Raw genomic sequence first — 15,401 nt, forward strand, 5'->3', positions numbered from 1 at the left:
CGAGTAGTTAACATCTCAAAGCGCTCTTTAAAATTCTATTAAACTGGCATTACAACTCTTTTAATAGTCCATCAATATCTAAATGCTCAGTGATCATTTGCAAATTTCCTGCGGCATCAAGAGGCCATTCACTATTTGGCTTATCCCAGTAAAGTTCAACACCGTTCCCATCAGGATCATTTAAGTAAATGGCCTCTGAAACACCATGATCAGCGGCTCCGGTTAAAGGATGCTTTATTTCGATCAAACGTTGCACAATCACGGCCAGATCTTTTCTTGTAGGATATAAAATTGCTGTATGGTACAATCCTACTCCATTGGTCGATGCTGGTCCGGCTCCCTTACTATGCCAGGTATTCAAACCAATATGATGATGATAACCTCCTGCACTAATAAAAACAGCACTATCGCCGTAATAATGCATTACCTGAAAGCCTAAGATATCTCTGTAAAATTTCAGAGAACGTTCAATATCAGCCACTTTTAAATGCACATGCCCTATACGGGTTTGAGCAGGAATTGTATATGTCATATATTTTTTTTAAATTGCAGTCAAATTTACAATTATCTCATCTAACAGATACATATCGTATTTTCTCAGCAGCAATCTTGATCTGCTGAATCACTAAGTTCAAAACATAGGCACTCTCTGCTTTTGCAGGGAGACACACTACTTTTCACATTACTGACATTAACAAGTCATTCAATCTTCGGCCTGTTAAACGTTTCAAACTTTTTAAACTTACAATAATGCAATCAACAATCACACTATCTAAAAATACTCAACAATATATTGATCTTGAAGAAAAATACGGTGCACACAATTACCATCCATTGCCTGTTGTACTCAATAAAGGCGAAGGAGTTTTTGTTTATGACGTAGATGGCAAAAGATACTACGATTTCTTAAGTGGCTACTCTGCAGTCAATCAAGGGCATTGCCATCCGAAGATCATTGCCGCTTTAATCGAACAGGCCGGAAAACTAACGTTAACGAGCAGGGCTTTTCACAGTAACTTATTGGGTGAATATGAAAAATACATTACCAACTATTTTGGATATGACAAAGTATTGCCAATGAATACCGGCGTAGAAGCTGTTGAAACAGCATTGAAACTGAGTCGTAAGTGGGGATACGAAGTAAAAGGTGTTGCAGAAGACAAAGCCGTAATTGTTGTATGTGAAGGAAATTTTCACGGACGGACAACAGGTGTAATTGCTTTCAGTAATGATCCAAGTGCTAAAAATAATTTCGGTCCATACTCACCAGGCTATGTGACCATTCCGCATAATGATCTTGTCTCATTAGAAAAAGTATTGCAGGATAAAAATGTTGTAGCCTTTTTATTCGAACCAATTCAAGGTGAAGCCGGTGTTGTTGTTCCCAATGAAGGGTATTTTAAAGGCATCAGAAATCTATGTACAGAATACAATGTATTAATGGTGGCAGATGAAATACAAACCGGCTTAGCCCGTACAGGAAAAATGCTTGCATGCGATCATGAAAATGTTCGTCCGGATGTGTTGATATTAGGCAAAGCATTAAGTGGCGGCACGTTACCTGTAAGTGCAGTATTAGCAGACGATGAAATAATGATGACCATCAAACCCGGAGAACACGGCAGTACCTACGGTGGAAATCCGTTGGCATGTGCTGTTGCGATTACGGCATTGCAAGTTTTAAAAGATGAAAAGATGATGGAGAATGCAGAAGCAATGGGTGAACTATTACGCAATGAATTGAAAAAACTGAACTCCCCTTTTATCGATATAGTACGAGGCAAAGGACTTTTAAATGCTATTGTAATTAAACACAGTAATCCTGATGCTGCATGGGAATTATGTCTTGCATTGAAAGAAAACGGTTTACTGGCCAAACCAACTCATGGAGACAAAATACGCTTTGCTCCTCCTTTGTTGATCACACAAAGCCAAATACAGGAATGCGTAGCTATTATCAGTAAGAGTTTATTACATTTACAAGGTTAAAATTTTACGTCATAAAAAAAACCATATGAAAAATATTGCGACACTTGTCACAGTTTTTTTAACTACAATTTCATTTGCTGCTTTTTCACAAATAGGAGCTCTTAACGATCTAAAAATTGATAGTGTTCAGATGCTAAGAACAAGTGCACAACTTGCCTGTAAGTGTATCGATAGTATTAATATAAATGAGAAAGGGAATAAAGAAATTTCAGAAGGGATCAAAAATTGTATCGACAATCAAACGGGTGCCTATCAGTTGATCAGTAAGTTAATGAGCGCCTCGGCTAATAATTCAGACAAAGCAATAACTATCAACTACAACATAGATAAAGAATCTAATGAATATAAGCGATATTATTTTCAGATAGAGCACTGGCTAATGGACAGTTGTGCTTCATTGAAACTTGCCGTTGCATCTAACAATGACGGCTCTGAATTTTCCTATTCAAACGATCCAAAAGCAGCATCAGAATATAACGATGGCGTTGACTACATGCAAAAAGAAAAATACAAAGAAGCATTAGCACATTTCGAAAAGGCAGTAAAGATCGATGATAAATTTGCATTCGCATGGGACAATATCGGTCTTTGTAACAGAAGACTTGGAAAACTTGATGATGCGTTGAAGGCATATAATAAATCTCTTCAAATATCTCCGCTTGGCAAAACCCCTTTGCAAAACATTCCTGTTGTGTATGAATTTAAAAAAGATTACGACAAAGCATTGAAAGGTTATAGCGATATGCTATCGGTGTACCCAACTGATCCGGAAAGCTACTATGGTATGGGACGAATTTATCTGCTTTACAAAGAAGATTTTGAAAATGGATTACAAAATATGTGCAAGGCATACAATCTTTATATTGAACAAAACTCACCCTATCGTGTAGATGCAGAGAAAAACATACAATACATATATGGTAAAATGAAAGCAGCGGGCAATGAAGATCGTTTCAACAAAATACTTAAAGAAAACAACATTACCCCACAATAACTGAACCCAACTTTATGGAAACCCATTTACATCATGAACATACCGAAACTCATCTGAAAAGCTCAGCAGCATTGAGAGATATTGTGATAGGTATGAGTGATGGGCTTACTGTACCTTTCGCATTAGCAGCCGGATTAAGTGGTGCCGTTAGCAGCAGTAATATTATTGTTATCGCCGGTATCGCTGAAATTGCAGCCGGTAGTATCGCCATGGGGCTTGGAGGATACTTGTCAGGGAAAACAGAACAAGATCATTACCGCAGTGAAGTTTCAAGAGAGTATAGCGAAATTGAAAATTTAAGACATAAAGAGATAGAAGAGACTAAAGAGTTTTTTGCAAGTATCGGCTTAAGTCCGGAATTACAACAACAAGCCACAGAGGAAATTGCACAGGACAAAGACCGCTGGGTAGATTTTATGATGAAATATGAATTAGGCTTAGATAAACCCGATCCTAAACGAGCTACTAAAAGCGCACTGAACATTGGGCTTTCCTATGTTGCCGGTGGCATCATACCATTAAGTCCGTATTTTTTTATTAGTGATTCTACTGAGGCATTAAAAATATCTGTTGTTGCTACATTGATCTGCCTATTTATATTCGGATATTTTAAAAGTAAGATAACCGGAGTAAACCCTTTGCTCGGAGCATTAAGAGTTACACTGATTGGCGCAATGGCCGCTGCTGCCGCATTTGGAGTGGCTAAATTATTTGAAGGAAATTAGAATCAGTTATGCTAACAAACCAAAATAAACAGTATGCCTGCAAATGAAAATTTATTTCATACTTTATTAAATAAAGAGGTTTACCAATCCGGACAAATAAAAAAATTCTCAAAAGGAACTGTTATAATAAATTTTCTTTCTTACATAAAATCGATCCCTATTGTACTTTCCGGTAATCTCAAAGTAATAAAGACTGATGCTGATGGCCAAGAAATTTTGTTATACTATATAAAACCCGGCGAAAGCTGTATCATGTCTATTTTGGCCGGCATTCATAATGACACTAGCAAAATCAAAGCTACTGTAGAAGAGGATGTGGAATTACTTTTAATCCCCGTAGATAAAGTGAGTGCCTGGATAAAAGAATTTCCTGAATGGACGGATTTTATTTTCAACTTATATCAAAAACGTTTTGAAGAGTTATTGGATGTAGTAACGGCAGTTGCTTTTCAAAAATTAGATGCCCGTTTATTGCATCTACTTCAACAAAAATCTTCTTTGTTTCAATCAAAACAAATAAGTGTTACCCATCTTCAACTTGCAGAAGAATTAGGCACTACCAGAGAAGCCGTTAGTCGTGTTTTGAAACAAATGGAAAAAGACAAGCTGATCAATCTCTCCCGAAATAAAATTTCTCTTCTGTAACATACATCACACTACACGGATTTTTGACATTGTAATTTTGTTTTATCATTAAAACATTTACAATGAAAAAGAATATGGGCACCGTAGACAAAGCAATCAGACTGATTGTAGCTGCTATTTTATCATCACTTTATTTTACTGATATTATTCAGGGCAAATTAGGTGTAACGGCAATTGTATTTTCAGTAATTCTTCTATTAACAAGCTTTATTAGCTTCTGCCCTGTTTATACATTATTTGGAATGAATACTTGCAAAACTAAAACAACCTAAATATGGCACAACACAAAATCGAAACCCAATGGATGGGAAAAATGCAATTCAATGCTCTGGTAAACGGACATACTATAATAATGGATGCACCTGAAAGAGTTGGTGGAGAAGATAACGGATCGATCCCTAAACCCTTTGTACTTACTGCTCTTTCCGGTTGTACTGGAATGGACATAGTGGCTATTCTTCGTAAAGCGCAAAAAGAAGTAAAAGACCTGAATATTAAAGTATCCGGAGAGTTAAGTAAGCAAGCTCCAATAGAATATATTTCAATTCATGTCATTTATGAGTTTATGGGAGAAGAACCAAATAAAGAAGTGGCGCTGAATGCAGTTATGGATTCTCAGGAAAAGTACTGCGGTGTAAGTCATATGCTCAAAAAAGCGATGCCGGTAACCTGGGAAGTTCATTATAATGGGAAGCAAATTTTCAACAACAAACCTGCGGAACTTTTAGTAGCATAAGTATGATAAGATTAAAAAAACACCAACTTTATTTAGCAGGAATGCTAATAGGTGGTTTATCAGGATATACCTACTGGTATTTCGTTGGGTGTACTTCAGGCTCCTGTCCGATTACTTCAAACCCGGTAAAATCAACATTATACGGAGCAACTCTTGGAGGGTTATCAATTTCTTTATTAAAATAAAATAAATTAAAATGTTCGATACAATAAAAACACTTTTTGGCTTGGGCCAATCAACCGATTACAATCAATTATTAAAGCAAGGAGCCGTTATCATTGATGTACGGTCAAAAGGAGAATATGCAGGGGGCCATATTAATGGTTCCATCAATATTCCATTAGACCAATTATCAGGTAATCTTGGGAAAATAAAAAACAAAAATCAAGTGATCATAACCTGCTGTGCATCCGGTATGAGAAGCGCATCAGCAAGAAACATACTGAAAGCAAATGGATACACAGAAGTGTACAATGGCGGCGGATGGATTAGTCTCGAAAATAAATTATAAAGACTATCCTCTTGCTACATTGTAAAGATCGTACCAGTCTTGACGATCCAGATCGATAGAAAATGCATTGGCAATATTGCGAATGCGTTTTTCATCGGTAGTACCGATCAGTGGTAACGCTCCCAGTTTAACCAACCATGCTACAGCAATAGATTCAATATCTGCATTATATTTCGGAGAAAGTTCTTCCAGTTTTGCTCTAACCCATAATGGCACTCTATCTGTGCTATCCGCAATTTTACCCTCGGCCAAAGGTGCCGTTGCTAAAGGACGCATATACTTTTGTTTGATATAGTCTATCTGACCATTATCCAAAGCTTGCGTATTTAATAAGTTCAGTTCAATATGATTGGTTACAATCGGAGATTTTAAATAAGAGCTTAGTAGTTGATGTTGAAAAACTGAAAAATTCACCACACCAATATTCCTGATCTTACCGGAGTCTTTTAATTTCTGCAAAGTCAATGCAGTTGCTTCCAGATCAGAAATAGGATCAAGATTATTTAATAAAAAAACATCGATATAATCTGTACGAAAATTCTTTAATGAATTGTCCAAACTCTTAATGATATGCTCACTTGATGTATCGTAATGTTTTATACGAATATCCGGTTTACTTGTATGCGGTATTTTTTCGCCGCATTTTGTAAACAAAACAAGATCTTCTCTCTTGATGCTTTTACTTGCAATTACTTTCCCAAATAATTCTTCACATTGATAACCACCATAAGTATCTGCATGATCAAAAGTATTGATCCCTAATTCCAAACAAAGATTGATGATAGACTCCATTTTATCAGCAGACAATTCTTTCTCTGTCCATCTGTAAAAACCATAAATAGCTTCAGAAACTTTCGGGCCGGAATCACTTAAATATATTTTATTCATTTCTCTTATTTTTCTTGTAATATAAAGATAACACTGTTTTAAATGGATTTTTAAAAAGACCGATAATAAATTTAACCTAAATTTTAAATGTAAATCTACTACTTCGTCTTTTTTCTTAAATCGAGGTTATGGAAATAAAACAACCGAGCTACGCTATTACTTTTATACTTGTTACCTGCAGGCAATTGTTGAAAAAGATTCATATATCCAAACTGCAGGTTATCATGTTTATTTAAATGATATGCAAACCCTGCAAAAAACCTGTTTTGATCGAAATAATTATAAACGATCTGCTTGCCAAAGTTTACATGTATTTCATTATTCAAAACAAAAGAGAACGTATTTGGCTGAAACTTATTTTTGCTTAAGGGAAATTGCGCCAAAATATTATACCGCAGTCTCCAATTAAAATTATAGCCATCTGCCAACTCAGTATTATTCAAAATGTTTCGTCTATATCTTTCTTCCAATCGAAACCACTGCATTAACCGCAATTTCGGATATTTCGTATGCCATTGAATCTGTTGCCATGGACGGTGCTCAGGCTGAGCAATTGTCCTGGCTCCTTCGGGATAGCTAGTTATATAAGCATAGCCTGCAGTTAGCTTAGCCTCTTCTGTTAAATAGTACGTCAGTCCTACCCTTGCAATAGACTGAGAAAAATTATCTACAAAATCTTCTTTAGTACGCAATTGCAAATCTGTCCATACACCCCACTTATTACTCAATCTTGTTTGGTTCAAATAACCTAACCAAATTTGATTGTCCTTTGTTGTTGCTTTTGTTTGAGCTAAGCTGTTATTTATCGTTCCGACAAATAATATCAGCAATAAAAAGTTGATTGTTTTCATAGCCAAATTTACATTGAAATAATAACTCCCGAACTCAAGCCATAACATTTCCTTTCCGTTTTTTTATGCCAACGCATTAATAAACATAATCCAGATATTTATTCTTAGCATCTCGGTAATAAATGATCAAAGCTACAGAGGCCACAGAAAGCAGCAAGAGTTTAGCTATCAAATATTCAGGAAAGAAAAACATAACGGAAACAAGGAGAAACGCTCGAAAAAGTTCTACCCTAAACACCCAAATTTTCTGTTCCATAATTGCACCGCAATTAATTAAGGTTACTATTACAAAAAGGGCATACATGGTTTTAAATAAAGTTGAGAATGTATGATCCAATGCAATGAATCCGAAAAGCGATGCCAATAGAAATAAGACTTGAAAGATCACGTATTTGTTCAACGGTTCATCTATTTTATCGGGAGCTTGTTTTACTCTAAAGAGTTTCTCTGCCTCGGCTCTTAAAGCAAGGTCAATTTTTTCGGGTTTACCAAAAACCACTTTCAATTTTTCCTTGAACGTTTTTTTTGTTCTTACAGCTAATATCATTTCAATAGCAAAATGAAAATGCTGCCATAAAAAACTGTATGATTTTAATGGTTTTGTTAACCCATAAACAATTTCTTCTTTGTCTTCTTCTTTTTGAAAAGTACCTAAGAGCTTATCCCAAATGATCAATACATCTCCATAATTTTTATCTAAATACTTTTCATTGCTTGCATGATGTACTCTATGATGCGATGGTGTAACTAAAATATATTCCAGTATTCCCAATTTACCGATCACCCTTGTATGAATGAAGAATGGATACAACCCATGTATCAACAACATACTTGTTATCATCTCTGCAGGAAAACCAATTAAAGGTAAAACAGCCCAAAAACAAGTACGAACCACAGCCTGAAGGACAGTTACTCTTGCAGAAACCGTATAATTGAAATCTTCACTTTGATGATGCACTTCATGCACCATCCACAATAAATTAATTTCATGTGCCAACCTATGATACCAATACCAGATAAAATCCGTCAGTAAAAAAATTAATATCCACCATGCAACATTTGATTTGATATGAAACAATCCGTATCTTTTTTGAATAGTATCATAAACGAAAAAGAAAAAGCCAGCGATCAAAACATCCAACAAACGTTCTGCAATACCAATACTAATGTTGGCAATAGAATTATGTAATTGAAAATAATCGTAGCCTTTTTTCTTAGCTACAAAATATTCCAATAGCATAAAGCCAACAAAAAGAGGGATTGCTAAAGCCAAATAATTGAAATGCATAAAAACGTTTGAAGTTGGAAGTTGGATGTTGGAAGTTGGAAGTTAAAAAGAGTTCAACTTCCAACATTCAACTTTAAACTTGTTAAACTAAAAGACGCCTCGGTTGGATTCGAACCAACGTTGAAGATTTTGCAGATCTTAGCCTTAAATCCGCTCGGCCACGAGGCTGTTTGGTTGTAAGTTGGAAGTTAGAGGTTAGAGGCTATGTACGCTCAACATCCAACTTCCAACATCCAACTTGTTATTTTAATAAGTATACCTTAAAGTAACACCATAAGTTCTTTGATCTCCAAGAACTGCACCTATCTGTCCGGCATTACCACCGGCAATTAATAATTGTTCGTAATAATTTTTATTGAACAAATTACGTCCCCAGATATAAGCTGATAAACCGTTAGTTCCTTTAAAACCAATTCTTCCATTCACTAAAGAATAACCATCAACATTCAAATAAGGAGATGGAGTTGCGGCCGAAGAAAAAGAACTACGGAAGAAACTTTCCACTGCTACAAAGAAATTACTTGGTTTACCCAAGAATGCAACCGGTGTTGTGAATTCGCCACCCAATGATCCGGACCATTTAGAAATACCCGGAAGAGTAGCTCCTGAAATATCTAAAAATGCAGAATCCAAATTACCTACTACAGTTTTTAAACCTGTTTTTTCCAATGGTAAAGGAGCATTTGTAAATTTAACATATTCGGCATCGGTATAAGATAAAGCTCCGGTAAATGAGAAATGCTTATTTGCTTTGTAACTTGCATCTAACTCAAAGCCTTTTACATTTACTTTTTCAGCATTTGCTATATAACCACGGTTAACACCCAATTGAGCTGACTGCACATTTGTTTGATAGTTCTTAATATCTGTATTATGGAAGGTTAAGTTCAAAATCAAATTATCAACTAATGTGGTCTTAACACCTAACTGAATACTCTTAACATCTTCCGGTTTAATAACCGCAACACTACTGTCTGGTCTGCCATTAGAAAGATTTGGTAAACCTGCCACATTAACCCCTACTGGTTTAAAGCTGGTAGAGTAAGTTGCAAAAGCATTGATACGTTTGCTAGGTTTGTAAGCAAGCGTTAACTGATAAGTAAAGTTATTTTCACTTGCATATGCTGTATATGCCTGATTTGTATACACACCATTTTTAAATCCTTGCAATGTTGTTTTTTGTGCAGTTGTACCGGCATAAGTAGCCGTATCTAAGCCCCCGTATGTAGTACGTTTGTAATTCACGTCTTTTTCATCATAGTTGTAACGTACACCTGGTAATACATGGAATTTATCTGTTAATTTCCAATCTACGTTAGCAAATATTGCAGCACTTTTTGATTTGATCGAAGCATTTGTTCTGATACCATAACCATCTAACAATCCTGGTGTCTTCCATAAACTACTTGTTGTATTTTGAGAAAAACGCCATTGATCTTTTCCCGACTCTTCGGTACCGGTAATTTTAACTTCCTGATCAATATAGAATACCCCAAATACTCCACTTACACTAGGAGAGAAATCACCTGCATAACGGAATTCTTGTGACCAGTTTTTATGCTTAGCAGGGTTTTGTGATTTTGCTAAGGCCTGCAAACCGGTAAAGTCTCTATCATTCGACGGATCCCAATTCCAGTAACGCCAAGCCGTAGTCGAAGTTAGTGTGCCCGAACCTATTTTACTATCAACATTCAATGATACACCACCAAGATCAGTATTTGAATTCCAAGGCACATCATGATCAATTTTACGATCAAAAGCATTGGTGCTTGGTAATTGATAGTTTAGTGCAGTAATGATCGAATCAAACTGACGGTAACCGGGGCGTTTTGTTGGAGCTACCCCTGCTACTACCTGAGCATAACCATCCGGACGCTGACGAGAATTGTCTCCACCTAATGTTATAGATGTTTTGTCAGACACTTTATACAATAACTGACCACGGAAACCGAGATTATTGATATCATTAGTCCGTTTTAATGTACGTACATTCTCTATCAAACCATCACGTTGTGTGCCAGAAAAAGAAAAACGTCCTGCAAGTCTTTTGCTTATCGGGCCTGTTATTGATGTTTTCGCCTGAACGTAGCCAAAGTTGCCATAACTTACTTCTAAAGTACCACCCGGCCTAAAATTTGGTTTACGTGATGTTATACTGATAGCACCTGCAGTTGTATTCTTACCATACAATGTTCCTTGCGGACCACGTAGAACTTCAATTTGATCAACATCAATAAAATCGAATGTGGCCGCGGCCGGACGGGCATAATATACACCGTCTACATAAATGCCTACGCCCGGATCAAGACCATCATTGGTCAATCCAAATGGAGAACCAAGTCCACGAATATTAACACCAGTATTACGTGGGTTAGATGTGTACAATTGAACTGATGGTATCAATTCTTTTACACGGTTAACGTTAAACGCACCGGCTTCTTCAGCCTGTTTCCCTGCTATTACAGTAATTGGAATGGGTACATCTTGTAAAACCTCTCTACGACGTCTGGATGTAATCACCACCGTATCCGTTTGGAACAACGCTTTCAATTGTATTACTACATTACTAATACCAACTGTATCTTTTATAATGAATAACAAAGGAGCATAGCCCACTGAAGTTATATTCAATTTAATCGGGAATGGCTGACTTACTTTAACCGAAAAATTACCGTCAGCATCGGCTTTCGTTCCTGCAGATGAGCCTTTGACAGTAATGGAAGCAGAAGGCACTCCTTCAAACTTCTCTCCAACAATACGACCGCTTATCTGCACCTGAGCCGATGCAAACAGCGGTATTAAAAATGCAAAAAATAAAATACTTCTTTTCATAATTGTGTTTTGATGATAAAAGTCTATTGTTTTAGTAGACTAAAAAATTAAAAAATATTTGTAAGATTGAATTACTCTATAAAAAGTCTATTATTTTGATAGACTAATTATTCAAAAAAATAGTTAATAGGAAAATAAAGTGTTAGAACAACATCGTTGTTTAGTAGATAGAACAAACATTTTAAAGTATTGATGTGTCATAATTTTTAATTTGTGTGCAAAGATAAGGGCATTTTTATTAGTCTACCAAATTAATAGACTTATTTTTTTTAAAATTATTTTAAAACAATTCCTTTAGTATAATGCCAAGCAACGCAGCGGCAATTATTATATAAGGTTCTTTAATTTTATTGTAATAGATCAACAAAAGGCCGGTAACAACAGCTATTACAGCGGTCGGAACATCTACAATACTTCTTGTAGCAATCACAATAACAGCACCCAACAACGCTCCTACTACTGCCGCTGTAATACCATCAACAAAAGCTTTTACTGATGTATTAGCAGCTATCTTTTTAAAATATGGTGCAGGTAATACTGTAAAAAGATAACAAGGCAAGAATGTTGCCAGTGCTGCTACCAATGCACCGGGGAAGCCAGCTATCAAATAGCCGATAAAGCCAACAGTAATTACTACAGGACCGGGAGTGATCATAGCCACAGCTACAGCGTCTAAAAACTCATGCTCTTTTAACCATTGGTTTTCTACTACTACCCCTGCATGCAAGAATGGAACAATTGCCAATCCACTGCCAAATACAAAGGCTCCTGCTTTTGTAAAGAAAATAGCTATCTTCATTAATACAGATGTATCGTAATTCCAAAAGCCTATTCCTAAAATAATGAATGAATTACTTGTTTTTTTGAAAGCCCATTTGGGTGGGGCTTTTATAAACATATACAACAAACCTGCAGCAACAAACAGTAAAATATTTTCCTGTTTTGTAATAACAGTTATCGCAGCGCCGGTAACAAAAAACAACCATAGCAACCAATTGGCTCTTAATGATTCAAGACTAAATTTTCCAATAGACTTGGTTGTTAGTTTATAAGTACTAATGACAATGATTCCAATAACGGCAGCCCCTACTCCATAAAATACAGCTTGCATCCAACTTAGCCCTCCATACAATTTGTAAATCATTCCTAACAATACTACCATAATAAAAGATGGAATAACAAAAGCCAATCCGGCTAACGTTGCGCCGATAAAACGATAATGTACAAAGCCCAGATAAATTCCAAGCTGTGCAGCCAAAGGGCCTGGAGCTAATTGCGCTAATGCTAATCCTTGTTTGTATTCATCCTCAGATATCCATTTTCTATTTTCAACAAGATCTTTATGCATATAACCTACTAATGCAACAGGACCGCCAAAGCCTGTGGTACCAAGCTTCAGAAAATATAAAACAAGCTGCTGTAAAGTATAATTGGGGCGAAGCTGATTCTGCATACAACTACTCTTCTACTAAATGTAATCATTAAAATGAGTGAACAATTGCTTTCGCAATGGTCTTTAATGTATCGAAACCAAAAGTCAATTTGATCAATGTATTTAAACTCAGAAAAATAATAAATGAACCAACAAATATCATTAGTGGCTTACGCCTAACCTTACGTACCAGATAAGCTGCAAACGGAGCTGCAAATACACCACCTATTATCAAACCTAATATCACCTGCCATAAGCCCGGCTCTAATCCTAAAAAAATTCCGAATATTATTGAACTTGAAAATGCAACAAAAAATTCAGATGCATTTACTGAACCGATAGTATACGTAACACTTCTACCTCTGCCCAATAAAGTAGATGTTACGATTGGGCCCCAACCACCACCACCTACGGCATCAAAAAAAGAGCCTACCAAAGCCAAAGGAGTTAATTTTGTTTTTTGTGGCTTTACAGGTTTCTTTTGAAGTGCTTTCCTAATTACTATAGCTCCTAAAACAAGTGTATAAAAAGTCACAAATGGTTTAAAATATTTTTGAAACTGATCTTCCGTAACATACCCTCCCTTTTCCAAAAGACTTAGTATAAGAGCTCCAGTTATCGAACCAATAATTCCCGGTATCACTAAACTTCTGAACAATTTCTTATTTACATTCTTTAGTCTAAAATGCGATATCCCCGATGCTCCGGTAGTAAACACTTCTGCTATATGTATGCTGGCACTACTTTGTGCAGGACCAACACCAAGGCTAGCAAGAAAAGCAGTACAGGTTGCACCATAGGCCATCCCCAGGGCACCATCTACCATTTGTGCAAATAACCCAACCAATAAATAAAACAGAAAACTCTTTGTTAAAAATGAGCTAAGTGTGTTGTACACCTTATTATGAGTTTCAGCAGAAGTTTGCGTAAATGTAATAATAGCTGTTGCTATCAAACCCAAAATAATAAGACTTATTATGAGCCATTTGATATATTTACTACGTCTATTCTCTTCATTGACCAGATCTATATATTGCTCCTGATGCTCCTCGGTAGCCGACGATTCTATAATATCATCAATAGGTGTATGTTCGTGCTGTGTCATATTATTTTAATTGAACCGACCAATTTCGGCTAAATGACTGCAAAGATACTTCTTTACATTAACCCACCAAATTAGTAGACTATTATTTTAAAAAATATTACTTTTTTTCAACTAAGCCTTTCGTAAGGTCGTTCAAATGGTCAACCTTCGCCTGAAAATCACCTGTTAGTGTGTTTCGTATTGCTTGAATATTATCTAATAGCTCGTCCAATTCATTAGGTAAAGCATCCTGAAGCACTTCCTTTAAACGCTTAGCAATTGTAGGCGATTTCCCATTCGTAGAAATCGCAATTTTTAAATTACCTTTTTGCACTACTGAGCTCAAATAAAAATCGCAGAGATCCGGTTTATCTGCCGCATTTACCAACAAACCTTTTTCATTGGCATCTTTTACTACCGCAGTACTAACAGCAACGTCATTTACTGCTGCAAAAACAAGATCAACCTCCTGCATATCAGTAACAGCATACGATTTTTCAATCAAGTTAATCGAAGGATAATTTCTGGCCAACGATTTGATCTCATCGCTGATTACTGTTGCAACCAACTTAATTTTTGTAGCAGGGGAATTTTGCAGTATGGCTGATAACTTTTCCATGCCAACATAACCGCCTCCAACTATTAGGATTCGGAGATGCTCTAACTTTAAAAAAACAGGAAACAAGTTATTTTTATCCATTGCTTTTATTTTTAAAAGAAATAGTTTTTTGAAAAAGCAATACGATATAATGTTGTGAACTTGAAGGTAATTTACTCCACATATACCCGGCTGTTAGTTGCGTTGTTTTACCGGTAGTAAAAATACCGGCAACCGATACCCTATTCTGCTGAAATAAAAAATTACCTTTTGCTAACTGACGCATATATTCTTCTCCTATCTGGAGCTTTATTTTTTCTGTCAAATCCTGAACCAATGCTACACGGTATCTTAAACGCAATGCATTGTAGGCATCAGCCTTACTGGTAGCTTCAAAAAAACGTTCTTCCGGACGAAAGCGATTCAATAACAACAGGTTTTTGTTTAGACGAGTTTCCAAAAGTACTTCTTGCCACAATCTATATTCAGATCCAAATTCATGCACATCCTTATCAATTGCCAAACGATTATTAAATAATGCAACCCCGGCCGAAGCACTCCATTTATTATTGATGATTCTTTTTACCGCAGTTCTAAACGTATATTGATTAGCAGAAGATGAAATACTAATGGTTCTGTAGCTAACATCACTGATCCAATGCCATTTATCATTCACTTTTGCAACCAATTGCAATGCATCCCAGGTAAATAATTGATTGTTCTGCCCTACACTGAATTTTATGGTAAATAAAAATATTAATAGCAATAATTTCTTCATCATACTAAAAAGTACAAAGTCAAGCTTTAAAACTTGACTTTGTATATCAT

General features: G+C 36.0%; 17 protein-coding genes and 1 tRNA gene. 8 read left to right on the plus strand and 10 right to left on the minus strand.

Features of this window, described 5'->3' with window-relative positions; translation table 11 throughout:
- Window positions 1–49: 49 nt before the first annotated feature.
- A complete protein-coding gene (locus tag ACQ33O_RS11030) occupies window positions 50–532 on the minus strand; it encodes a VOC family protein (protein WP_430995640.1) in 483 nt (160 codons plus the stop codon).
- Between the two features lie 218 nt (window positions 533–750).
- Between ACQ33O_RS11030 and rocD the strand changes: the two genes are divergently transcribed.
- From rocD to ACQ33O_RS11070, 8 genes are all read left to right on the plus strand, one after another.
- On the plus strand, window positions 751–1,989 hold the full coding sequence (rocD, locus tag ACQ33O_RS11035) for an ornithine--oxo-acid transaminase (RefSeq protein ID WP_430995641.1): 1,239 nt from the start codon (window positions 751–753) through the stop codon (window positions 1,987–1,989).
- Window positions 1,990–2,014: 25 nt separating this feature from the next.
- A complete protein-coding gene (locus ACQ33O_RS11040; protein ID WP_430995642.1) occupies window positions 2,015–2,983 on the plus strand; it encodes a tetratricopeptide repeat protein in 969 nt (322 codons plus the stop codon).
- A 14-nt stretch (window positions 2,984–2,997) separates the two neighbouring features.
- Window positions 2,998–3,708 carry a VIT1/CCC1 transporter family protein gene (locus ACQ33O_RS11045; RefSeq protein ID WP_430995643.1) on the plus strand — a complete coding sequence of 237 codons (711 nt, stop codon included), beginning with the start codon at window positions 2,998–3,000 and terminating at the stop codon, window positions 3,706–3,708.
- Window positions 3,709–3,741: 33 nt separating this feature from the next.
- Window positions 3,742–4,353 (plus strand): Crp/Fnr family transcriptional regulator, encoded by a 612-nt coding sequence (locus ACQ33O_RS11050; RefSeq protein ID WP_430995644.1) that lies wholly within the window; start codon window positions 3,742–3,744, stop codon window positions 4,351–4,353.
- A gap of 62 nt (window positions 4,354–4,415) precedes the next feature.
- Window positions 4,416–4,625 carry a YgaP family membrane protein gene (locus ACQ33O_RS11055; protein WP_430995645.1) on the plus strand — a complete coding sequence of 70 codons (210 nt, stop codon included), beginning with the start codon at window positions 4,416–4,418 and terminating at the stop codon, window positions 4,623–4,625.
- Between the two features lie 2 nt (window positions 4,626–4,627).
- Window positions 4,628–5,089: an OsmC family protein gene (locus ACQ33O_RS11060; protein WP_430995646.1), complete on the plus strand. Its 462-nt coding sequence runs from the start codon at window positions 4,628–4,630 to the stop codon at window positions 5,087–5,089.
- Window positions 5,090–5,091: 2 nt separating this feature from the next.
- A complete protein-coding gene (locus ACQ33O_RS11065) occupies window positions 5,092–5,274 on the plus strand; it encodes a DUF6132 family protein (protein ID WP_430995647.1) in 183 nt (60 codons plus the stop codon).
- A gap of 11 nt (window positions 5,275–5,285) precedes the next feature.
- Entirely contained in the window at window positions 5,286–5,600 is a 315-nt protein-coding gene (locus ACQ33O_RS11070) for a rhodanese-like domain-containing protein (RefSeq protein ID WP_430995648.1), read from the plus strand.
- Between the two features lie 3 nt (window positions 5,601–5,603).
- Here the strand turns inward: ACQ33O_RS11070 and ACQ33O_RS11075 are convergent, their stop codons facing one another.
- The 9 genes from ACQ33O_RS11075 to ACQ33O_RS11115 form a co-directional block, all read right to left on the minus strand.
- Complete coding sequence (locus tag ACQ33O_RS11075) at window positions 5,604–6,488, minus strand: aldo/keto reductase (protein WP_430995649.1); 885 nt, start codon at window positions 6,486–6,488, stop codon at window positions 5,604–5,606.
- A 98-nt stretch (window positions 6,489–6,586) separates the two neighbouring features.
- A complete protein-coding gene (locus tag ACQ33O_RS11080; protein ID WP_430995650.1) occupies window positions 6,587–7,339 on the minus strand; it encodes a DUF2490 domain-containing protein in 753 nt (250 codons plus the stop codon).
- 76 nt (window positions 7,340–7,415) lie between these two features.
- Window positions 7,416–8,627 carry a sterol desaturase family protein gene (locus ACQ33O_RS11085; protein ID WP_430995651.1) on the minus strand — a complete coding sequence of 404 codons (1,212 nt, stop codon included), beginning with the start codon at window positions 8,625–8,627 and terminating at the stop codon, window positions 7,416–7,418.
- Window positions 8,628–8,721: 94 nt separating this feature from the next.
- Window positions 8,722–8,795 (minus strand) — tRNA-Cys (locus ACQ33O_RS11090).
- A 78-nt stretch (window positions 8,796–8,873) separates the two neighbouring features.
- Entirely contained in the window at window positions 8,874–11,459 is a 2,586-nt protein-coding gene (locus ACQ33O_RS11095; RefSeq protein WP_430995652.1) for a TonB-dependent receptor, read from the minus strand.
- Window positions 11,460–11,739: 280 nt separating this feature from the next.
- Window positions 11,740–12,912, minus strand: coding sequence for a chromate transporter (locus ACQ33O_RS11100; RefSeq protein ID WP_430995653.1), 1,173 nt, complete (start codon window positions 12,910–12,912; stop codon window positions 11,740–11,742).
- A gap of 28 nt (window positions 12,913–12,940) precedes the next feature.
- Window positions 12,941–13,996 carry a sulfite exporter TauE/SafE family protein gene (locus ACQ33O_RS11105; RefSeq protein WP_430995654.1) on the minus strand — a complete coding sequence of 352 codons (1,056 nt, stop codon included), beginning with the start codon at window positions 13,994–13,996 and terminating at the stop codon, window positions 12,941–12,943.
- 97 nt (window positions 13,997–14,093) lie between these two features.
- Window positions 14,094–14,675 carry a precorrin-2 dehydrogenase/sirohydrochlorin ferrochelatase family protein gene (locus tag ACQ33O_RS11110; RefSeq protein WP_430995655.1) on the minus strand — a complete coding sequence of 194 codons (582 nt, stop codon included), beginning with the start codon at window positions 14,673–14,675 and terminating at the stop codon, window positions 14,094–14,096.
- Entirely contained in the window at window positions 14,668–15,354 is a 687-nt protein-coding gene (locus ACQ33O_RS11115) for a DUF2490 domain-containing protein (RefSeq protein ID WP_430995656.1), read from the minus strand. Before ACQ33O_RS11115 ends, ACQ33O_RS11110 begins: the two co-directional genes overlap by 8 nt.
- Window positions 15,355–15,401: the final 47 nt, after the last annotated feature.

Origin of the sequence: Ferruginibacter sp. SUN002 (assembly GCF_050611725.1) — a bacterium.
Classification (GTDB): Bacteria; Bacteroidota; Bacteroidia; order Chitinophagales; family Chitinophagaceae; genus Ferruginibacter.